The organism is Winogradskyella ouciana (assembly GCF_009709615.1).
GTDB lineage: Bacteria > Bacteroidota > Bacteroidia > Flavobacteriales > Flavobacteriaceae > Winogradskyella > Winogradskyella ouciana.
This window is the reverse complement of the sequence record NZ_WJYA01000007.1, coordinates 119277-139401: the sequence shown is the minus strand read 5'-3', so window position 1 is coordinate 139401 and position 20125 is coordinate 119277. Positions and strand designations below refer to the sequence as shown.

The 20125-nt window shown below is 33.6% G+C and carries 22 protein-coding genes; 13 read left to right on the top strand and 9 right to left on the bottom strand.

Annotated elements, in window-relative coordinates; genetic code table 11:
• Positions 1–112: 112 nt before the first annotated feature.
• Entirely contained in the window at positions 113–838 is a 726-nt protein-coding gene (locus F1003_RS12430; protein ID WP_155089754.1) for an RDD family protein, read from the bottom strand.
• Between the two features lie 197 nt (positions 839–1035).
• Between F1003_RS12430 and F1003_RS12425 the strand changes: the two genes are divergently transcribed.
• The 7 genes from F1003_RS12425 (at position 1036) to F1003_RS12395 (ending at position 7827) form a co-directional block, all read left to right on the top strand.
• On the top strand, positions 1036–2043 hold the full coding sequence (locus F1003_RS12425) for a stage II sporulation protein M (protein WP_155089753.1): 1008 nt from the start codon (positions 1036–1038) through the stop codon (positions 2041–2043).
• A complete protein-coding gene (locus F1003_RS12420) occupies positions 2040–2960 on the top strand; it encodes a hypothetical protein (RefSeq protein ID WP_155089752.1) in 921 nt (306 codons plus the stop codon). The genes F1003_RS12425 and F1003_RS12420 overlap by 4 nt, the downstream gene beginning before the upstream one ends.
• Positions 2953–3681, top strand: a complete 729-nt coding sequence (locus F1003_RS12415) for a hypothetical protein (protein WP_155089751.1) — start codon at positions 2953–2955, stop codon at positions 3679–3681. Before F1003_RS12420 ends, F1003_RS12415 begins: the two co-directional genes overlap by 8 nt.
• Positions 3674–4879 (top strand): DUF4350 domain-containing protein, encoded by a 1206-nt coding sequence (locus tag F1003_RS12410; RefSeq protein WP_155089750.1) that lies wholly within the window; start codon positions 3674–3676, stop codon positions 4877–4879. Before F1003_RS12415 ends, F1003_RS12410 begins: the two co-directional genes overlap by 8 nt.
• Positions 4879–5940 (top strand): AAA family ATPase, encoded by a 1062-nt coding sequence (locus tag F1003_RS12405; RefSeq protein WP_155089749.1) that lies wholly within the window; start codon positions 4879–4881, stop codon positions 5938–5940. The genes F1003_RS12410 and F1003_RS12405 overlap by 1 nt, the downstream gene beginning before the upstream one ends.
• Entirely contained in the window at positions 5940–7271 is a 1332-nt protein-coding gene (locus F1003_RS12400) for a DUF58 domain-containing protein (RefSeq protein ID WP_162306974.1), read from the top strand. Before F1003_RS12405 ends, F1003_RS12400 begins: the two co-directional genes overlap by 1 nt.
• Before the next feature lie 133 nt (positions 7272–7404).
• Positions 7405–7827, top strand: a complete 423-nt coding sequence (locus F1003_RS12395; protein WP_155089748.1) for a DUF2141 domain-containing protein — start codon at positions 7405–7407, stop codon at positions 7825–7827.
• A gap of 286 nt (positions 7828–8113) precedes the next feature.
• On the opposite strand, the gene F1003_RS12390 is transcribed toward F1003_RS12395, so the two are convergent.
• Positions 8114–8593: a Dps family protein gene (locus tag F1003_RS12390; RefSeq protein ID WP_155089747.1), complete on the bottom strand. Its 480-nt coding sequence runs from the start codon at positions 8591–8593 to the stop codon at positions 8114–8116.
• A gap of 106 nt (positions 8594–8699) precedes the next feature.
• Here F1003_RS12390 and F1003_RS12385 point away from each other — a divergent pair, with 106 nt between their 5' ends.
• Positions 8700–9638, top strand: a complete 939-nt coding sequence (locus F1003_RS12385) for a LysR substrate-binding domain-containing protein (RefSeq protein WP_155089746.1) — start codon at positions 8700–8702, stop codon at positions 9636–9638.
• Positions 9639–9687: 49 nt separating this feature from the next.
• Here F1003_RS12385 and F1003_RS12380 read toward each other — a convergent pair whose 3' ends face one another.
• From F1003_RS12380 to F1003_RS12370, 3 genes are all read right to left on the bottom strand, one after another.
• A complete protein-coding gene (locus tag F1003_RS12380; protein ID WP_155089745.1) occupies positions 9688–9885 on the bottom strand; it encodes a hypothetical protein in 198 nt (65 codons plus the stop codon).
• A 206-nt stretch (positions 9886–10091) separates the two neighbouring features.
• Positions 10092–10919: a TIGR00266 family protein gene (locus F1003_RS12375; protein ID WP_155089744.1), complete on the bottom strand. Its 828-nt coding sequence runs from the start codon at positions 10917–10919 to the stop codon at positions 10092–10094.
• A gap of 134 nt (positions 10920–11053) precedes the next feature.
• The gene (locus F1003_RS12370; RefSeq protein ID WP_155089743.1) at positions 11054–11509 is read right to left on the bottom strand and encodes a DUF4442 domain-containing protein; all 456 of its coding nucleotides are present in this window, start codon (positions 11507–11509) and stop codon (positions 11054–11056) included.
• Between the two features lie 147 nt (positions 11510–11656).
• On the opposite strand from F1003_RS12370, the gene F1003_RS12365 reads away from it, so the two are divergent.
• The 5 genes from F1003_RS12365 to F1003_RS12345 all read left to right on the top strand — a co-directional run bounded on the left by F1003_RS12365 (position 11657) and on the right by F1003_RS12345 (position 16374).
• Positions 11657–12103, top strand: a complete 447-nt coding sequence (locus tag F1003_RS12365) for a DUF4870 domain-containing protein (protein ID WP_155089742.1) — start codon at positions 11657–11659, stop codon at positions 12101–12103.
• A gap of 195 nt (positions 12104–12298) precedes the next feature.
• Positions 12299–12640: a PadR family transcriptional regulator gene (locus F1003_RS12360; RefSeq protein ID WP_155089741.1), complete on the top strand. Its 342-nt coding sequence runs from the start codon at positions 12299–12301 to the stop codon at positions 12638–12640.
• Entirely contained in the window at positions 12637–14430 is a 1794-nt protein-coding gene (locus F1003_RS12355; protein WP_155089740.1) for a PspC domain-containing protein, read from the top strand. Before F1003_RS12360 ends, F1003_RS12355 begins: the two co-directional genes overlap by 4 nt.
• A 201-nt stretch (positions 14431–14631) precedes the next feature.
• A complete protein-coding gene (locus tag F1003_RS12350; protein WP_155089739.1) occupies positions 14632–15360 on the top strand; it encodes a head GIN domain-containing protein in 729 nt (242 codons plus the stop codon).
• Positions 15361–15543: 183 nt separating this feature from the next.
• Positions 15544–16374: a GIN domain-containing protein gene (locus tag F1003_RS12345; RefSeq protein ID WP_235898379.1), complete on the top strand. Its 831-nt coding sequence runs from the start codon at positions 15544–15546 to the stop codon at positions 16372–16374.
• 5 nt (positions 16375–16379) lie between these two features.
• Here F1003_RS12345 and F1003_RS12340 read toward each other — a convergent pair whose 3' ends face one another.
• The 4 genes from F1003_RS12340 to trxB all read right to left on the bottom strand — a co-directional run bounded on the left by F1003_RS12340 (position 16380) and on the right by trxB (position 20091).
• A complete protein-coding gene (locus F1003_RS12340; protein WP_155089738.1) occupies positions 16380–16970 on the bottom strand; it encodes a YceI family protein in 591 nt (196 codons plus the stop codon).
• Between the two features lie 60 nt (positions 16971–17030).
• Complete coding sequence (locus tag F1003_RS12335; protein WP_155089737.1) at positions 17031–18302, bottom strand: hypothetical protein; 1272 nt, start codon at positions 18300–18302, stop codon at positions 17031–17033.
• Between the two features lie 41 nt (positions 18303–18343).
• The gene (locus F1003_RS12330) at positions 18344–18931 is read right to left on the bottom strand and encodes a YceI family protein (RefSeq protein ID WP_155089736.1); all 588 of its coding nucleotides are present in this window, start codon (positions 18929–18931) and stop codon (positions 18344–18346) included.
• Positions 18932–19107: 176 nt separating this feature from the next.
• Positions 19108–20091: a thioredoxin-disulfide reductase gene (gene trxB / locus F1003_RS12325; protein WP_155089735.1), complete on the bottom strand. Its 984-nt coding sequence runs from the start codon at positions 20089–20091 to the stop codon at positions 19108–19110.
• Positions 20092–20125: the final 34 nt, after the last annotated feature.

The following is a 20125-nucleotide window of genomic DNA, read 5'->3' as shown; positions in this document are numbered from 1 at the left end:
TAAGCGATTCACAAGCTTTTTCCAAAAGAAAAAGCGGTTCTCTGAGATACTTCGGCTACGCTCAGCATAAGCGATTCACAAGCTTTTTCCAAAAGAAAAAGCGGTTCTCTGCTTACATGTTTTGAGTATAGTAGTTATAGTCTTTAAGAATGGTGTCAATAAACTTAACGTCATATAACTTCGTCTCTATACCAAGCGTATCACAGATTTTATTTTTTAATAAAGTCAAGGTCTTAAAATCATTGTTCTTTTTAGAGATTGTAAAGGCTTCTTTTATAATTCTTACATCCTTATCTGTTAATTGCGTAACATTACTAAACACAGGTACGTAGTCGTCATTGATATCTTCAAGAATTGTGCTTGTTATTCTATGCTTTTTCTTTACACTAATTACAACAGTGCCAGCCGCTGCATCACCAACACGTTGTTTTTTATCAGAGAGAAGAATACTTAAAATTCCTATAGATGAAAAGAACAACCAAATGTCTATGATTCTCAACATCCAACGCACCATAAAATTGTACCATTGCGTTGGTGTACCATCAAAACGAACCACTTTTATTTTCATAATCATTTTCCCGACTGTCTGTCCTCCGAAAATGATATGGCACAACACAGAATAAAAAAATGCCGGCAAGGTAAAAAGACCTAAAAAACCACGCTTGGTCCAACCGTCTGCATCAAAAATTTCAGACAAGTTTACCAAGTTCTCCATAATGGTGATATAGGTGATTAAAATAATACCATCAATTAAGAAAGCCACCATGCGCTCACCCAAACCAATTAACTTGTAATCTAGGTTGACATTTTGTGCGGTGTTAATTGCTAATTTGCCCATGGAAATGTATATTCGTTTTAAAGAACTCTTTTAATCTTTTTTAGTTTGCTAAAAAATTGCTGTTTTTGCCCTATTTTTACCTTTTTATCGTTCCGTAGCTCTGCTATGCAACTCAAAAAAGCTCTCAATAGAACTAAAAACTTCTAATTTTCGCTTAAACTCAAAAAGTTTAAATGAATTCATAATTGAAATGATTTATGCGCGAGGCGTCTTTCGTGAAGCAAAATAAGGAAAAATGGATTGGTTTTGAAAACGCATTGGATAATAATGCTAAAATAAATCCAGACGACTTAGCTTCATACTATATTCAACTTACAAACGATTTATCTTATGCCCAAACCTACTATCCTGGAAGCAAGACGTTATTGTATTTAAATTCCTTGGCATCTCAAGCACATCAGAAAATTTATATTACCAAAAAAGAATCAAAAAACAAGATTATTTCGTTTTGGCGCGATGAGTTTCCACTGTTTTTTTACCAGTACCACAAAACCTTGTTGTATTCATTTTTAATATTCATGTCTGCTGTGATAATAGGCGTCATTTCAACTTTAAACGATGATACCTTTATTAGACTTATCTTGGGAGATGCATATGTGAATATGACTATTGAAAATATTGAGAATGGTGAACCCATGGCTGTATATAAAAGTGGTAGTAATATTGGAACCTTCTTAGGAATCACGATTAACAACATAAGAGTAGCCATTTTTGCCTTTGCGCTCGGAGTATTTTTTAGTGTGGGAACGGTTTGGGTTCTTTTTAGTAATGGGATTATGTTAGGGTCTTTCATCACTTTCTTCTACAACTATGGTATTCTCGAAAAAACCTCCACAGTTTGGCTACATGGCACTATTGAGATTTCTGTTATAGTAATTGCAGGCTGTGCTGGTTTGGTAATGGGTAATAGTTTTTTATTTCCAAAAACATTTTCCAGACGAATTGCCTTTATGAAAGGAGCCAAGGATGGACTTAAAATTGTAGTAAGTACCATTCCGTTTTTTATAATTGCTGGCTTTATTGAAGGCTTTATAACACGCTATGGTGAACAGATGCCTTGGTTTTTGGCTTATGGCATTATTTTTATTTCGCTTTTTGTCATTATATATTATTACATCATATATCCTATTTTATTACATAAAGCTTCGACTATTGAGCGCTCTGAAGCTCAATCTAATTTAATCCCCAAACCAGAATTAACGTGAACGAGAAATATATCGAATTAAGAACCCGAAGTACGTTTGGAGATATTATCAATACTTACTTTTTATTTCTAAAACATAATTTTAAAGCCTATACCAATTTGTATTTAAGGTATAACGCTATCAGTATTATCCTAACATTGATTTGTTCTTATCTACTGGTGACTGGCTTTATGGGACTGGTAAGTCGTGATTTTAGATTCGGAATGGGCAATAATGTAGCTACCGACAATTATTTTATTGCTGGTGCCATCATTCTCTTTTTAGTTGTCTTTATCACATCCTTGATCAACTATAGTTTTTCTAGTGCTTATCTCGCTGAATACGTAAAAAATGATGGTGAGATTGTTTCAAAAAATATTTGGAAAAGCATTTTAAGAAATATAGGTACTATCATACTTTTTATTCTCATTGGAGGACTTTTGTACATCGTATATATAATTATTTCTATGGTAGTATCTTTTATTCCATTATTGGGAATGATTATTCAGTATGGTTTAAGTTTTACGATGACTGCTATTTTTGGGCTAACCTTTATGTCTATCTTTTCAACAAAAAAAGGGTTTGGTGAAGCTATTTCAGAAGGTTTTGATTTAACCTTTTCTAATTTTTGGCGTGTAATTTTGTTCGGGTTGGTTATTGGGATATTAAATCTTATGATTACAGCTTTAATTATTTCTGTACCTACTTTTATTATTGGTATTTATTCCTATTTTTCTGTTGATAGTAATGTTGATATTACCTCAAGTACTTTTGCAACCCTATTATTTACTTTTGGTTTCGCTGCTTTTTTATTGTCCTTTATTTATACTCAAGCCCTGTCGCAAATATCCTATGGTATTCTGTATTACAACCTCTACGAAGTGAAGCACAATGTCTTTCTTCAAAAGAAAATAGATCAAATAGGTGCTAATGAGTAAATCAAAGCTCAGACATATAAGCACATCTATTGTGGCATCATTTTACGCTTCCATTTTATGGGCTCAAGATAATGTAGTGAAACGCGATTCATCAAATCTAGATGTAACGTACTTTAAAGATAATTTTAAGGATAATTACTCAGGAAACGATTTTAATTATTCCATCAACGATACTGGTGGCATCAATTTAATACAACGTATCCTCAGGTCCTTTTTCACCTGGTTAGGAGATACTTTTGGATTTGATATCGATTGGTTGGATTACCAAACCTTGGAATATATTGTATATGGCTTATTGGGAGTAATAGTACTTTATCTGCTTATAAAATTCCTATTACAGAGCCCAATATCTTCTGTATTTAAAAATGAAGACAAGGCTATAGAAGGTTTTACCTATGTTGAAGAAAACATAGAACAAGTTGATTTTGACAAGCTTATTAAAAAAGCAATAAAGCAAAACAACTTTAGATTAGCTACACGATACATGTATCTAAAAACGCTTAAAGTTTTGGCTAGTAAACAAACTATTGAATGGCACTATGATAAAACCAATTCAGATTATCTTAACGAGATAAAAGATTCTAAATTAAAAAGCTTATTTAAACGTGTGTCTTACATATACGACTACGTTTGGTATGGCGAGTTCCCTATAGATGAAGTAAGCTTCAATAAAAATAAAGACGATTTCAATCAACTTATAAAAACGACTAAGCATGGATAAGCGTTCTAAAATAGCGCTCTATATTATTGGTGCTGTCATCGTTTTTATGATGATTGCAGAAGTCACCAAACCCAAACCTCTTAATTGGAGAGACTCTTACTCTGCTTCCGATAAAATTCCGTTGGGTTGTTACATTCTTTTTAATGAATTGGAAACATTTTCTGCCGGTGAGATATTGACCTCAGAACGGACAATTTATGAATACCTAAAACGTGTTGATACTACAACTCCAAAATCATTGGTGTTTATCAACAACTACCTCAGTTTTGATAAAGAGGAATCATTGGCATTAATGGATTTTGCAGAGAAAGGCAACACGGTTTTTATGAGTGGAAATTACTTTTACGGTAATGCCATAGACTCATTAAACATAGCTGTAGTAAGACAATACAATAATCTTTACAAAAAAGAATCTGACCATAAATTTACTAGCCCAAGCTTACAAAAGAACAATCGCTTGTTTAAAGATGTTATAGAAAATAGTCATTTTAGCTCTATAGATACATTAAACACTACAATTTTAGGCACTGTAACCACTAAAGACGAGGATGATTTTGATGAAACCAATCCAAATTTTATTAAAGTAAATGTTGGTGAAAATGGTGGGCAGTTTATATTGCACACCAACCCTTTTGCTTTTACCAATTATCACCTTATGGCAGATAAAGCAGATTATGCTGCAACCGTTTTATCTTATTTACCAAAACAGCAAATTATCTGGGACAACAATTACAAAAGTGGGCGTAAGGTAATCACCAGCCCTCTGCGTTTTATACTGAACAACCCAGCTCTAAAATGGGCGTTTTATATCAGCTTGTTTGGCCTAATATTGTTTGTGATTTTTAGAGGAAAACGCACCCAACGTATTATACCTGTAATCAATAAACTGGAAAATGCCACAGTGGATTTTACCAGAACCATTGGAGAGTTATACTACCAACATGGAGATTTTTCCAATATCATTGAAAAGAAGATTAATTATTTTCTAGAGTTTGTTAGATCGCATTATTATTTGGACACCAATCAGCTCAATCAAAATTTTATTGAAAAATTAGCCGTTAAATCTAGCAACACAAAAGAAGACGCTAAAGCTTTAGTGGATTACTTAGTCTTTTTAAAATCGAAAACAAATCACAGTGAGCAAGAGCTCATAGAACTGAATAAAAAAATAGAACATTTTACAAAACATAAGTTATAATGGAAGATCAGAACACGCCATCATCAGAACATTTAGATGATACCAACCTCAATGAGGCAAATACCAGTAATGAACCTGTTGAACAGGCTTCAGAAGACTTTAAAAGTCGAATTGACCTCAAGCCTCTGCAAGATAGTGTTGAGCAGATAAAGCAAGAGATTGCAAAATTCATAGTTGGGCAAAATGAAATGATTGAACTGTTGATTATTTCTATACTCACTAATGGTCATTCGCTAATCGAAGGTGTTCCTGGTGTAGCTAAAACAGTGACGGCAAAACTATTGGCAAAAACCATGGATGTGGATTTTAGTAGAATTCAATTTACGCCAGATTTAATGCCGAGTGATATTCTGGGAACTTCAATTTTCAATGTAAAAAATAGTGAGTTTGAATATAAAAAAGGACCTATTTTTTCTAACATTGTTTTAATTGACGAGATTAACAGAGCTCCTGCAAAAACACAGGCGGCTTTATTTGAGGTTATGGCAGAGCGACAAATCACTATGGATGGTATTCGCTATGACATGGCACCTCCATTTTTAGTATTCGCTACTCAAAACCCAATTGAGCAAGAAGGTACTTATCGCTTGCCAGAAGCGCAATTAGACCGTTTTCTGTTTAAGATCGAAGTGGATTATCCGTCGCTTGAGGACGAAGTTCAAATTTTGGTAGATAATCACAAAAGACAAGACACTATGGATTTTAATACCATAACTGCTGTGTTATCTGCTGATTCCATTAAAAACTATCAAGATTTAATTAAGCATATCGTAGTAGAAGACAACCTTCTTAACTACATCGCTTCTATCGTAAACAATACACGTAATAATGCCAATTTGTATTTAGGTGCTTCACCAAGAGCGTCCATTGCCATTTTAAATGCTGCTAAGGCTAATGCTGCCATTAACGGTAGGGATTTTGTAACTCCAGATGATATTAAGCGTTGTACCAAAGCTGTTCTAAAGCATCGATTGGTGTTAACACCAGAACGCGAAATGGAAGCCTTTACGGTTGATAAAGTTGTGGATCAAATATTAGAAACTATTGAGATTCCGAGATAGTGAAGCGCTTATTTAAACATACCTATTTAACCTTTCGGTTTTTTATAATCGCTATCGCTTTTGTGGTGCTTTTTATTCTGGCATATCTATATCCAGGATTATTAGAAATTGCATCACTTTTATTCTTTGTGGCTGTTGGGTTAGTTCTTATTGATCTTATATTATTATTCAAACAAAAAGGGATTTCGGCCTCTAGAATTCTTCCGGAAAAATTGAGTAATGGAGACGATAATCCTATTGAAATAACACTTCAGAATAACTATAACTTTAAAACTGATCTGTTATTAATCGACGAGATGCCGTTTCAATATCAGAAACGCGATTTTGAAATTAAAACACAGCTCAACAAACACGATAAAAAGAAAATCACCTATACATTAAGACCGTTAGAACGCGGTGAATATTACTTCGGTAATCTAAATGTCTATGTAAATTCACCCATAGGTTTAGTGACCAGACGTTTTCAGTTTGCCAAAGATGCAATGGTACCAAACTACCCATCCTTTTTACAGTTGCGCAAATACATGCTTTTGGCATTTTCCAATAAGTTATTTGAGTATGGTTTGAAGAAAATTAGGCGAATCGGTCATACCATGGAGTTTGAGCAGATAAAGGATTATGTTACTGGTGATGATATAAGAAACATTAACTGGAAGGCGACAGCCAAGCGTAATCAGCTAATGGTAAATCAGTTTCAGGATGAACGGTCGCAACCTATATACAGCGTCATAGACAAAGGCAGAGCCATGAAAATGCCTTTTGAGGGTTTGAGTTTATTGGACTATGCTATAAATGCCACTTTGGTAATTAGCAATGTAGCGCTAAAAAAGCAAGATAAAGCAGGTATGTTTACGTTTTCGCGCAAGGTTGAAAATAAGGTAGTCGCTGAGCGTAGACCTTCTCAGATGAATAAAATTCTGGAAACCCTATACAACGTCAACACAGATTTTTCGGAATCAGATTTTTCGAGATTATATATAGACATAAAACGAAGTCTTACCCAGCGCGGCCTACTTCTACTCTATACCAATTTTGAAACTTTAGATGCATTACATCGTCAGTTACCTTATTTGCAAGCCATTGCTAAAAATCATCTTTTGGTAGTTATCTTTTTTGAAAATACAGAGTTACATAAACTCACAAATCTTGAAGCTCATAACACCTTTGACATTTTTCAAAAGACCATTGCAGAAAAATTTATGTATGAGAAGAAACTGATTGTTAATGAACTCCAGAAGCATGGCATTCAATCTATTTTAACAGCGCCAGAGCATCTAACCATTAACACGATTAACAAGTATTTAGAAATAAAAGCCAGAGGATTAATTTAGAAATAGCTAATGGCTAAATTAACAACTCATCACCTTAAAACTACAATTGAGTAATTACAATTATAGCAAAGAGAATGTTTGTCGGATATTTGAATCATCAATCAAAAACAAATAACCATTAAAAACAATTATTATGAAAAATTTTATTTTATCAATCACACTAGTATTAGCCACAGCTGTTGGATTTTCACAGGTAGAAGACAATGGTATTACAATCACAGTTACAATAGACAATGTAACTAATGACAACGGAAAAGTATTGATGTCTCTACACACATCTGAAACCTTTATGAAAGGGAAAGGAATCCAAGATGCAGAATCTGCAATTAAGGATGGGAAAATTACAATTACATTTGAGAATGTTCTACCAGGTGATTATGCTATTTTAGCTTTGCACGATGAAAATAGCAATGGAAGAATGGATTTTCAGGACAATGGTATGCCAAAGGAATCATTCGGTATGTCTAACAACGTTATGCTAATGGGCCCACCTCAATATGATGATGCTAAATTTAAAGTTGAAGACAAAGATTTAGAGCTAAATATTAGATTTTAATATTACGTATTCCAAGTAAAAAATTAAGGTCATTAGCAATGTTGCTAACGACCTTTTTTATGATCTGCGATTAATCATTTTTAACAGTACTTTATGATATATTTAATATCTGAAAAATAAGATTTTTCGCACCTTTGAACTTTCGCTAAAATTAAAATTCTTGTGTCAGGATTAGTGAGATAAGCCCTGAATTTTTTAAAGCAAAAGTTATTGGACACAAGATAATAAAATTGACGAAAAATCGTAAAAACCTTTGGATTAATTTCTAAGGGTTTTTCTCTTTTAATTAAACAGTTTCGCCCAACCAAGCCTTCATCATCCATACTGTTTTTTCTTGCTCGGTGATAAAATCACTCATCATGGCGTTAGTACCTTCGTCATTGGCTTCATCAGAAGATTCTAAAATAGAGCGTTCAATTTTAAGTAGTTCAGTGAGAGAATCCACAATAAGCTCAACAGCCTTATTATCTTGAGAAATGTTTTTCCCTACCGGAACTTTTGCTGCTTTGGTGTAATCATCAAACGTATGCAACGGTGTTGCTCCTAAAGTTAGAATACGTTCTGCTATTTCATCTACCTTTAGATTTGCATCTGTATACAACTCTTCAAACTTTACATGAAGATCGAAGAAAGCTCTTCCTTTAATATTCCAATGTATACCTCTTAAGTTTTGGTAATACAACTGAAAATTTGCCAACAATTGATTTAACTCATCTGCTAATTCTTTTGTTTTTTCGGTATCTAAACCTATACTATTTAATGTCATAATCTTTTCTATTTTTTGTGTAAAACAAATTTAGTTCACAACTAAAGCTTTTAAACTATAGTTTTTATAAATAGTTTTTATATTTTTATAGCCTAAATGAATACTTATGACAATCACACAACTTAAATACGCCTTAGCCATAGCGGAGCACAAGAACTTTACAAAGGCTGCGGAAAAATGTTTTGTTACACAACCTACTCTCAGTACTCAAATTCAAAAGCTTGAAGATGAATTAGATGTAACCATTTTTGACAGAGGTAAAAAACCCATTGAGCTCACAGATGTTGGTAGAAAAATCGTTTATCAAGCTCGAAACATTGTTAACGAAGCGGACCGGATTCAAGACATTGTTGATCAACAAAAAGGATTTATTGGTGGTGAGTTTAGATTGGGTATTATCCCAACTGTAATGCCAACCCTTTTACCAATGTTCTTAAATAATTTTATTAAAAAATACCCGAAAGTAAAATTAAAAATAGAAGAGCTTACCACTGAAGAAATTATAACTCGTATTAGCGATGGTCACTTAGACGCTGCTATTGCCGCGACACCTTTAGAGAGCGACAATATAAAAGAGCGTCCTTTGTATTACGAGCCCTTTGTTGCTTATGTACCTACCAATCATAGACTACGTGACAAGAAAACCCTCGAAGTTTCTGATCTTGAAATTGACGATATGTTGCTATTAGAGGATGGACACTGTTTTAGAGATGGTGTCATTAACTTATGTAAAGCCTTTAAAAATCAGATAGATGATCATTTTCAGTTAGAAAGCGGCAGTATTGAAACACTTATAAAACTGTCTAACGAAGGTATGGGCATGACGCTTCTACCCTATCTACACACTTTAGATATTAAAGAAAAGTTGAATCCTAACCTAAGGCACTTTGCCGAGCCTTCTCCAGCAAGAGAAGTAAGTTTAATATATCATAAAAGTGAACTTAAGATGCAAATTATTGATGCATTACACAGTTCAATTTCTGGTATTATTCGTGGAGCTATAGCTTTTAGTAATGTTGAGATTGTTAGTCCACTAGCAAAATAACTAGCAAAACATCAAATAAAAAAAAAGCGACTCGTAAGTCGCTTCTTTTTTATGCTTTTAAATATATTAGACATTGATTTAATTCTGGGTTTTGATTGATTAGGGACTGAATAAAAATTCTTAATTCCTCGAGTTCGTGAGGCAGTAAACGCTTTACTGCTTTTTGCACTTCCTTACAGAATAATGTCACATCAAAACTAACCTTGCTGAGTACCGTTTTAGTGTACTCGTACATTGCTCTCGCCATAGGTAATTTTAAGTTTTAGGTTCTACAAAAGTAATTTTTCTCTATAGGCTATTGTTTCAATTAACGACTTCAAGTTATAAAAAATTTGAAAGAATCTAATAAGTTTAACAGCTTATTATGTTAAAAGTATAATTACTACGTTGAGTACAAATAATTATAAAAGAGAATTCTTACATTTTAAGTCGTTGATTTACAAAAGCTTAATACTAAAACCTATTATCACCATCTAACAAATCGCCTAAACCGCCAAGAATACTGCCTTCACCTTTAGATTTTCCTCCACCTTTTGCTGCTGACGCTAAAACACGTCCTGCCAATCTACTAAATGGTAAGGATTGTATATATACTTTTCCTGGTCCACGTAGTCTTGCAAAAAATAAACCTTCACCTCCAAAGATGGAGTTTTTAATGCCTCCTACAAATTCCACATCGTAGTCCACACCTTGCGTGAAACCAACAAGACAACCTGTATCTACACGTAAAGTTTCACCAGCTTGCAAAGTCTTTTCTGCCATCGTACCTCCTGCATGGACAAACGCCATACCATCACCTTCTAACTTTTGCATAATAAAACCTTCACCTCCGAAAAGACCTCTTCCTAATTTTTTTGAAAACTCTATACCAACACTTACACCTTTTGCTGCACAAAGAAAAGCGTCTTTTTGGCAGATAAACTTTCCTCCAAATACATTTAAGTCTATCGGAATAATTTTTCCAGGATATGGAGATGCAAACGATACATTGCGTTTTCCCGTAAGGTCATTATAAAATGCTGTCATAAACAAACTTTCGCCTGTAAGGATACGCTTACCCGCTCCTAGAATTTTACCTAAAAAGCCTTTATCTTTTTGTGAGCCATCTCCAAAGATGGTGTCCATCTTAATACCATCGTCCATCATCATAAAACTTCCCGATTCTGCGATGACTGCTTCTTGTGGATCGAGTTCTATTTCTACATATTGCATTTCTTCACCGTAAATTCGGTAATCTATTTCGTGGGCATTTCTGTCTGTAAAGTCTGGTAATTTTTCCATGATATTTTTTCGTTTTTAGTTGATTCAATTATATGTTGTGGAAAATTGGTTTTTGTTACATATAAAATTATTGCAAGAATTAATGAGATTGCCACGCTTTGCTCGCAATGACATTAACTTTTAACTTTTTACTTCTAACTTTTCACTTTCAAAGTCCATTCAAAATTAAAAGAAGACACCTCCACTCCATCTTTATTAACACCATTTGAATTTAGCCAAACGGTTTGTCCTTCTCCAGTTTCAATCGCTTTTGCAATAGCCTCATCTATTTTATAGCCTTCTTTGCATTTAAAGGTGATTCTTCCTGTTGCTTTTTTTGTAAATGAGGCATTATTATTGGCTACCAACATAGAAATCTTTTTACCGCTTTCCCTTATTTTTTTCATCACCAATGCACCAGTCGTTAACTCAGCCGCCATACCTTGTACAGCCCAAAACATAGAGTTGAATGGATTTTGATTAATCCAGCGATGTTTTACAGAGACCACGCAAGTTGTATCGTCTAGATGCTTAGTTCTTACTCCCGTAAAGTAGGCTGCAGGTAGTTTAAACAAAAGGAACTTATTGAGTTTAGACGGTGATATATTCATGTTGAGGGTTTAAAATTTCCACTAAAATAATTGAAATATCCCAACACTACTAATGTTAAAAAAATGTTAATTTTTAGTACTATGCGTAACATAATACCTTTTTAAAGACATATATTTGTATAAGAAACTATTATATGCTTTTAAAAAATGATAGACAACCACCATAAAAATTTAGCGACATTCATACATTTGTCCACCTTTTCGAGGTTTATTATTCCGTTTGGAAATTTTATAGGTCCAATAGTGTTATGGGCAGCGAATAAAGAAAAGTCAGAATTCATCGATCAACATGGTAAGCAGGCCATTAATTTTCAGATTAGTGTTTTGTTGTATGCCATTATTATAGGTACCATAAGTGTTCCGTTTTTCATCTTTAAACTTTTTAGAGGTTTAGATTTTATCGATTTTCATGGATTTCATGATTTTCATATCAACGTAGGTGAACCCTCCCCTCTATTATATATAGGAGGTGGATTAGGCGCATTAGCTATAATAGCATTTATAATAGAATTAGCACTGATCGTAAGAGCAAGTTTAGCAGCAAGGGATGGAAACAACTATAAATATCCGTTGACCATTAATTTTTTAAAATAATTTAAACTGATTTATCACGCTAAAATTAATCAAAGTGTTATTTCAGTATTTCATCAATAATCAATCAAAAAATGAACAGTTTAATTGAATTAAAGAACCATATCACATGACACGAGCGCAATCAATAATTTTAAATGAAACAATATGCTGCGTGCGCGAACTGCATGTGACTTTAATAAAAAATAGAAAACACACATGAAAATAGAAAACACAAAAGCACAAATGCGTAAAGGTGTTCTGGAGTATTGCATCTTATCCATCTTAAAAGATGAAGATGCCTATGTTGCAGAGATTCTGGGCACATTAAAAGACGCAAAAATGCTTGTTGTAGAAGGAACTATTTATCCGCTATTAACAAGATTAAAGAATGCTGGACTGCTCAGTTACCGCTGGGAAGAATCCACATCTGGACCGCCTAGAAAATATTATGGTCTTACGGAAACAGGAAAACTGTTTCTAAACGAATTAAACTCCACATGGAGCGATTTACAAAATGCAGTTAACCTAGTAACCAGTACAAAAACAACGAAAAAATGAATAAAACAGTCAATATAAATTTAGCAGGTATATTCTTCCATATAGATGAAGATGCATATCTTAAATTACAACGCTATCTTGAGGCTATAAAACGTTCATTTACAGACTCTCAAGGACGTTCGGAAATCATTTCGGACATTGAAGCACGCATCGCAGAACTGTTCTCGGAGCGTATAGAAAACGACAAGCAAGTTGTTGGTATTAAATTAGTAGATGAAGTCATTGCTATTATGGGACAACCAGAAGATTATTTGGTTGATGACGAAATCTTTGAAGACGAACCACGTGCAAAACAATCGTATGACCGAAGACCAACAAAAAAGCTTTTTAGAGATACGGACAACTCATATATTGGTGGTGTTGCCGCAGGTTTAGGTCATTATTTTGCAATCGATTCTATGTGGATGCGATTGATCTGGTTATTATTAGCCTTAGGTTCTGGTGGTACGTTCATCTTTATCTATCTTATCTTCTGGGCCTTAGTGCCAGAAGCAAAGACCACAGCCGAAAAACTGACCATGACTGGTGATCCTGTGAACATCAGTAACATTGAAAAAAAAATTAAGGACGGCATTGATTCGGTTGCAGAAACTGTAAAGAATGCTAATTTAAAAGAGAAAGGGAATACGATATTAGAAGAACTCGACAATGTTACCGAAAGCATTTCGGATACAGTAAAAAATGTGGATTACAAAAAACAAGGTAATCGTATAAAGTCTAGTTCCCAAACGTTTTTTGACACTATAGGAAACATCTTAATGTTCTTCCTTAAAGTTATTGCAAAGTTTATAGGTGTCATCTTAATTATAGTTGGTATTAGCACCTTGATAGCTCTAATTGTTGCCCTATTTTCTATCGGAATTACGGATGCCGTTCACTTTCCAGGAATGGACTTTATAGATGTCGCCAATGCCGCTAATATTCCAATTTGGTTAGTCTCAATGCTTTTGTTCTTTGCTATAGGTATACCATTCTTCTTTATATTCTATTTAGGATTAAAGATATTGGTCAATAACCTAAAATCTATTGGTAATGTGGCTAAATTCACCTTATTAGGGTTGTGGTTAATTTCCATTATAGGTCTCGTGATAATTGGAATAAAGCAAGCTTCAGAACATGCGTTTGATGCTAAAGTAACGGCCAAAACCGAGTTGAATATAAAAGCCGGAGACACTATAAATTTAAGTATGACTGGCTTGGATAATTACAACAGTTATTACTATGACCATAGCAGCGGATTTAAAATTATTGAAGATGATAATGGTCGAAACCTTGTCTCTTCCGATGTTCGGTTTATTGTAAGATCAACAGCAGATTCTGTAGCCTCAATAATCGTAGAAAAAGAAGCCACTGGAAGCAATTATAACACAGCAAAAAAACGCGCAGAAAATATTAATTACAATTATGCTTTATCTGGTAATACGTTGAAACTTGATGCTTATTTAACTACAGATGTTAACAATAAGTTCAGTGAACAAGAAGTAAGATTAATTCTTTATATACCAGAGGGAACCATACTTTATACCGATAAAAATGTAAGACGATATCAACGCTACTCTATTGGGTATAACAATAATATTCTAAGAGATGCTAAAAGTGGTAAATACTTTAAAGTTATAAAGGATGATGTAGAGTGTCTTAATTGTGAAGAGGACGACGTTATAGAACTAGAAGGTGATTCACCATTTTACGAAAACACTCCTGGACCATCTTCGTCCAATGAAGAAGCGTCTGAAGTTAACGTTCAAATCAATGAAGATGGTGTTGATATTATAGTTAATGACAATTGAGGATAAAGATTCAACAGTTCGTCAGTTTTAAATTGAAAACCATAATTAAATCATACAAATTTGTATCATCAATCAATCAAAAAATGAACCAATCAATCAAATCGCTTTTGCTGTGCAGTATCGGATTCCTAATGGCTTCCGGTATTGCAACAGTTTAGGTGAAACAATCATCATTATCAATCAGAAAAAAAAACAGAAATCATGAGTACATTAGTAAGAGTAGTAGTAACAAGTATTTTAAGCATATTGATGCTGTCCTGTGACTTTTCCATGAATTTTGGAGAAGGCGTAGATGGCAATCGAAATGTTGTAACCCAAGAAAGAACCATTTCAAATGACTTTGAGTCCATAAAAGTGAGTCAAGGTTTAGATCTTTACATTACACAAAGTAATGATGTATCAATAAATGTAGAAGCAGATGAAAATCTTCACGATCTTATTATGACCGAGACAGAAAACGGTGTATTGAGAATCTACACTACAGAAAACATAAGAAGAGCGGCGTCTAGAAGAGTTAATCTAAATATAGTTGACATTTCAGCCATAAAGGCAACTAGCGGGAGTGACGTCTATTCAACCAACACCATAGATGTTGATGAGTTAGAACTTAACTGTACAAGTGGTGCGGACATAAGGTTAGATGTTAATACAACAACCTTAAATTGCCATTCTACCAGTGGTAGTGATATAAAACTTACCGGAACAACAAAAACGTTAATTGCCGAAGCTACAAGTGGTAGCGATATTGAAGCCTCGGGCTTAAAAGCGGAAACCTCAAAAGTAAAAGCCACTAGTGGTGCAGATATTTCAGTTAATACTTCAAAAGAGCTAACGGCAAGAGCAACAAGTGGTGCTGATATCAGATATTCTGGCAGCCCAGAAAAAGTAGATAAATCCGATAGTTCTTCTGGCAGTGTACGAGGAAACTAAACGCTAAAAAAAAACAAAAATAGAATTTTAATATTTTTGTAACTACTTAGCAATCAATCAATTAAAAACCGTTTTAAATTCTATATAGAGTTTGGGGCGGTTTTTGTATATATTTGTTTAATAGCTTTAAAAGTGACATTATCCTTGATTTGTGTCATATTTATAGTTTAATAAACATTATACATGAAAAAATTATTACTTATTCTGATTGCAACAATGGTGACAGCTCCAACCGTTTTTGCACAAGAAAAGATTAAAGGAGACAGAAATGTTACCATTAAACAAACGTACATAGATGATTTTCATACGATTGTTGTCAATGGTGATTTTTCTATTGAAATTGTATATAACAGTAAGCCTTCCGTAAATGTAGAAGCAGATGACAACCTACATGATGTCATACAATTTGATGTTGCAGATGGTGTACTCACTTTTGTAGAAACCATGCGAATTACATCAAAAAAGAAACTCCTTATAACCGTTAATTATGGTGATGCCCTACAGCATATTGAAACCAAAGGCGATGGAGAGATAAGGTCTTTAACTTCCATGGAGCTTGGTAATGCTACCTTGACAACTTCAGACAACTCTAGAGCTTATTTGAATATTAACGCCAAAAACTTTGTTTACAAAAGTTCTGGTAAATCCAAAACACGATTAAATTTAACGGCAGATTCAACCAAAGTAGAACTTAGCGATAATAGCAAACTAGATGCACTTATTAATAGTAAAGTAGCTGATTTTGATTTATTTCTGCGTTCTGATGCTGTTATTGAAGGCTCAGCAAACAGCTCTGTAATAAGATTGGATAACTCAACAAACTTCAATAGCCCAAAATTTGATGTTAAAACTGTAAATGCTACTTTAGAAGATAATAGTGACTTAACCATTTCGGCTGTTGACAGCATAACTATAGCGGCTTCTGGAGATAGTGAAGTCTATCTTTTTGGAAGTCCTGAAATTACCATAACATTGTTTGAAGACACAGCCAAACTTCAAAAAAAGAAACGTTGATACAATTAATTTTTAACGACAACTAGAGAAAAATCAATTTCAATCTCATTTGATACTTTAATAAGACCTAACATTTTCTTGGGTGGTTCTAACTGAAAGTCATTAATATCAATAGGCAATGTTCCGCATACAAGCAAATCGCCGTTACGTTTGTTGACCTGTATCAGGATTTCGTAAGACTTAGAGATGCCACATATAGTAATATCTACCGTTACGACCAATTCAGAATCCTCTATGCTACTCTCTGCACTAACTAAATCTATTCTTATTTTAGGATACACGTCAGATTTTAATAATTTATTAAAATCTTTATTTATTCCTTTATTTCCACAATTAAATGATAAACTCTTGAGTTCAAGTTTGGCTTTAGAAAATGATAAGTTATCACCAACCATTCTATAACTAATTGCTATAGAGTCAGATAATTCAGTAATATCGTATTGGCATTGGAAATCATTTACATTTGAATGACCTTTAATTATTAATTCACTTTCTGATGTTAAAAATGCTTTGAAAGTCTTAAAACCTGGCGATTTAAATGCATAAAAACTGCCAATACAAAAAATAAGAATACAAAAATATTTAATATTGCGCATGTACAATGAATATAGAAAGAAGGTCCCTATAAAGAGACCCTCTTATTTATTTAATTTTTATTAGAAGCTAATAACTGTTTCTAACATTAAGCCATCAAACTGACCTTCATCAAAAATACTACCTGAACTGTAGCCATCATGTTTTTGCGTCACATATTCAAGTTTTGCCATAATATTTTTGGTCAAGAACCAACCTGCAACTACATTGAATCTGGTAATTTCAATATCATCTCCAGAAATATCTTCAGAATCAACTTTGTTATATCTGGTACCTAAATAGAATTTTTCATTTTGTCCGAATCTGTAAATTAATTCACCAGCTAGTTGGGTAGCCGTTCTATCATCAGTTTCAGAGTTGGCTTTACCAGTAGCAGATTCATAAGTTCCAAAGAATTCTAAGCCTTTATATTTTACAAAAGGATTAAACATAAATGCCGTAATCTCATTTCTTAAACTAGGATTATAACGACCTGATCTAAAATTGGCCTTAGCTGTAGCATCCGTATCTTCTAGCACAAAATAATATCTAGATCCTGCTCTATCTGCAGAATACAAATATGAACTTCTAACGGCACCTGTATTGTATAAAGAACCTGTAAGTCTAAATCTAAAATCATCATTGATTTGCTTATCGTAACCGATTTTTGCTAAAAATGAAGCACCTCCAGTATCAGGATTGGCAACATCTTGGTTTAATTTACCATTAGTAAAGCCCACCATACCTAAAAATCCATTTCTCTGATAGTAAAGCTCGGCACCAACCTCTGTGGTAAAAGCATCCATAATAAGATTTCCTGCGAATGGATTATAAATGGCCTGTGCATTATCTGAACGTCTAAAGTGTGCATCACCATAATTGTTCTCCATATGTCCGACTTTTAAAGTAGTATAATTCATAAAATCTTCCATAAAGCCTTCACTAATAAAATCTAATTTATCGATTTGAAGATATCCACCCTTAACATAAGGTTCTGGGTGATGACGTGATGATAAATAAGTTCTTAAATGCATTCTAACACCATCATATAATACCACATCTATATCTAAATTTGCGGTAGCAAGATTAAAATTACCACCAATTTCCTTTAGTTCTACCGCACCAGAATTTTCGTGTGATAAATCCTGATACTGTAACGTAGATTGACCACCAATTCTTACATACACATCATTAAAGGATGTAATGGTATCTTTTGGTGCCTCAAACACGTTTATACCTCTTTTATCTGGTTGTCTATAATTGTCTAAATCTCTTTTACTCTTGTTTTGAGAAGACAAAGAGTAGCTGATCATTAAAACAAGGAAAATGCTTACTAATTTAAATGCTCTTTTCATATCTAATTGTTTTAGTTAATTTTAATTTTAATGGTTGATTTTTATTTCTGAAAAACTGATTTGAAAATAATTTTAATGTCATCGCCGGTCTTAATAGTGCCCAACAGTGCTTTAGGTGGTTCAATACCATAATCTGTCATTTTTATTGATTTTTCACCTTCAATCCATATTTTATTGTCTTTTAGTTTCAGTGTTAAATCAATAGTAATAGATTTTGTAACTCCAGAGATGGTCATATCTCCAATAACAGATACTTTATAATTATTATCTGACACCAATTCTAAACTTTTAACTGAAGACATCTTAAAAGTTATTGTTTTATACTCATCTGTATTTAATGCCTTGTAGGTGTTTTTATCCATTCCCGACTTTCCACTTTTAAGACTTTCGGATTCGACAGAAAAGGACAGGGCATTTAACTGTAAATCATCTAGGTTAGAAACAGTAATTTTACCATTCTGTGTTTCAGCATCAACATGCCAATCATGCAAGGATGATGTGCCGTGCACTTCTAAAAATGAAGCATTATCATCTAAATTGTAAGTTTGAGCTACTGAAATTTTTGTAAATAATAACAAGCAAAAAACTAAAGAAGCTGATAGGGTCTTTTTTCTTAATAAATTTGTCATAACTTTTATATTTATGGGTACAAAGATTGACATAAAAACATGGAATAATTATGACTTTTGTCATGTGAAGGTATTTTTTAAATATTTACCGAAAATATTTATATTCCAGATTACCCTATAAATAAAAAAGCCGAAGCTATAAACTTCGGCTTATCAATTATTATTATTTGATTCAATTAATTATAGGTAGAGGTAGATACCTCAAAATCAGATTCTTTAGCTGCTAAATAACGTTCTGCATCTAGAGCCGCCATACATCCAGTACCAGCAGCTGTAACAGCTTGTCTATAAACATGGTCCGCAGCATCACCACTTACAAAAACACCTTCAACATTAGTCTTACTTGTACCAGGTACTGCATTAATAATGTAACCTGTTTCATCTAAATCTAAATAATCCTTGAAGATATCAGTGTTTGGCTTATGACCTATTGCAACAAAAAATCCGGTTGCAGGTATATCAAACTTTTCATTTGTTTGGTTATTGAAAACCCTAACTCCAGTAACAACTTGGCCGTCACCTAAAACCTCTTCAGTTTCAGTATTGTATAATATCTCAATGTTTTCTGTGTTCTTAACACGGTTAGCCATAATTTTTGAGGCTCTAAACTCATCGCGTCTTACCAACATCGTCACTTTTTTACAAAGTTTAGACAAATAATGAGCTTCTTCACAAGCGCTATCTCCTGCTCCAACAATAACAACTTCTTGATCTTTATAAAAGAAACCGTCACAGACAGCACATGCTGAAACCCCTCCACCAAGTTGTAAATATTTCTGCTCAGAAGGTAACCCTAAATATTTCGCAGAAGCACCTGTAGAGATAATAACAGTTGAGGCATGAATTTCCTTTTCATCATTTACCCAAACTTTATGAACATCTCCAGAAAAATCCACCTTTGTTACCCAACCATGTCGCACATCTGTAGCAAAGCGCTCGGCTTGCTTTTGGAGTTGAATCATCATTTCTGGCCCAGTAATACCATCTGGGTATCCTGGAAAGTTCTCAACATCATTAGTCGTCGTTAACTGACCACCAGGTTGCTCACCTTGGTATAACACAGGAGCCATATTCGCTCTAGACGCATAAATGGCTGCTGTATAGCCTGCAGGTCCAGAACCTATTATCAAACATTTTATTTTTTCAATTGTATCAGACATATCTTGTATTTTATTACAGGACAAAAGTAGGATT

What these genes read in the sequence shown, in the direction of transcription:
- trxB (WP_155089735.1), bottom strand. Translation starts at nt 20,091, where the DNA reads ATGTCTGATACAATTGAAAAAATAAAATGTTTGATAATAGGTTCTGGA.
- F1003_RS12385 (WP_155089746.1), top strand. Translation starts at nt 8,700, where the DNA reads ATGACAATCACACAACTTAAATACGCCTTAGCCATAGCGGAGCACAAG.
- F1003_RS12405 (WP_155089749.1), top strand. Translation starts at nt 4,879, where the DNA reads ATGGAAGATCAGAACACGCCATCATCAGAACATTTAGATGATACCAAC.
- F1003_RS12365 (WP_155089742.1), top strand. Translation starts at nt 11,657, where the DNA reads ATGATAGACAACCACCATAAAAATTTAGCGACATTCATACATTTGTCC.
- F1003_RS12350 (WP_155089739.1), top strand. Translation starts at nt 14,632, where the DNA reads ATGAGTACATTAGTAAGAGTAGTAGTAACAAGTATTTTAAGCATATTG.
- F1003_RS12335 (WP_155089737.1), bottom strand. Translation starts at nt 18,302, where the DNA reads ATGAAAAGAGCATTTAAATTAGTAAGCATTTTCCTTGTTTTAATGATC.
- F1003_RS12410 (WP_155089750.1), top strand. Translation starts at nt 3,674, where the DNA reads ATGGATAAGCGTTCTAAAATAGCGCTCTATATTATTGGTGCTGTCATC.
- F1003_RS12330 (WP_155089736.1), bottom strand. Translation starts at nt 18,931, where the DNA reads ATGACAAATTTATTAAGAAAAAAGACCCTATCAGCTTCTTTAGTTTTT.
- F1003_RS12415 (WP_155089751.1), top strand. Translation starts at nt 2,953, where the DNA reads ATGAGTAAATCAAAGCTCAGACATATAAGCACATCTATTGTGGCATCA.
- F1003_RS12345 (WP_235898379.1), top strand. Translation starts at nt 15,544, where the DNA reads ATGAAAAAATTATTACTTATTCTGATTGCAACAATGGTGACAGCTCCA.
- F1003_RS12425 (WP_155089753.1), top strand. Translation starts at nt 1,036, where the DNA reads ATGCGCGAGGCGTCTTTCGTGAAGCAAAATAAGGAAAAATGGATTGGT.
- F1003_RS12430 (WP_155089754.1), bottom strand. Translation starts at nt 838, where the DNA reads ATGGGCAAATTAGCAATTAACACCGCACAAAATGTCAACCTAGATTAC.
- F1003_RS12380 (WP_155089745.1), bottom strand. Translation starts at nt 9,885, where the DNA reads ATGGCGAGAGCAATGTACGAGTACACTAAAACGGTACTCAGCAAGGTT.
- F1003_RS12360 (WP_155089741.1), top strand. Translation starts at nt 12,299, where the DNA reads ATGAAAATAGAAAACACAAAAGCACAAATGCGTAAAGGTGTTCTGGAG.
- F1003_RS12390 (WP_155089747.1), bottom strand. Translation starts at nt 8,593, where the DNA reads ATGACATTAAATAGTATAGGTTTAGATACCGAAAAAACAAAAGAATTA.
- F1003_RS12395 (WP_155089748.1), top strand. Translation starts at nt 7,405, where the DNA reads ATGAAAAATTTTATTTTATCAATCACACTAGTATTAGCCACAGCTGTT.
- F1003_RS12355 (WP_155089740.1), top strand. Translation starts at nt 12,637, where the DNA reads ATGAATAAAACAGTCAATATAAATTTAGCAGGTATATTCTTCCATATA.
- F1003_RS12375 (WP_155089744.1), bottom strand. Translation starts at nt 10,919, where the DNA reads ATGGAAAAATTACCAGACTTTACAGACAGAAATGCCCACGAAATAGAT.
- F1003_RS12340 (WP_155089738.1), bottom strand. Translation starts at nt 16,970, where the DNA reads ATGCGCAATATTAAATATTTTTGTATTCTTATTTTTTGTATTGGCAGT.
- F1003_RS12370 (WP_155089743.1), bottom strand. Translation starts at nt 11,509, where the DNA reads ATGAATATATCACCGTCTAAACTCAATAAGTTCCTTTTGTTTAAACTA.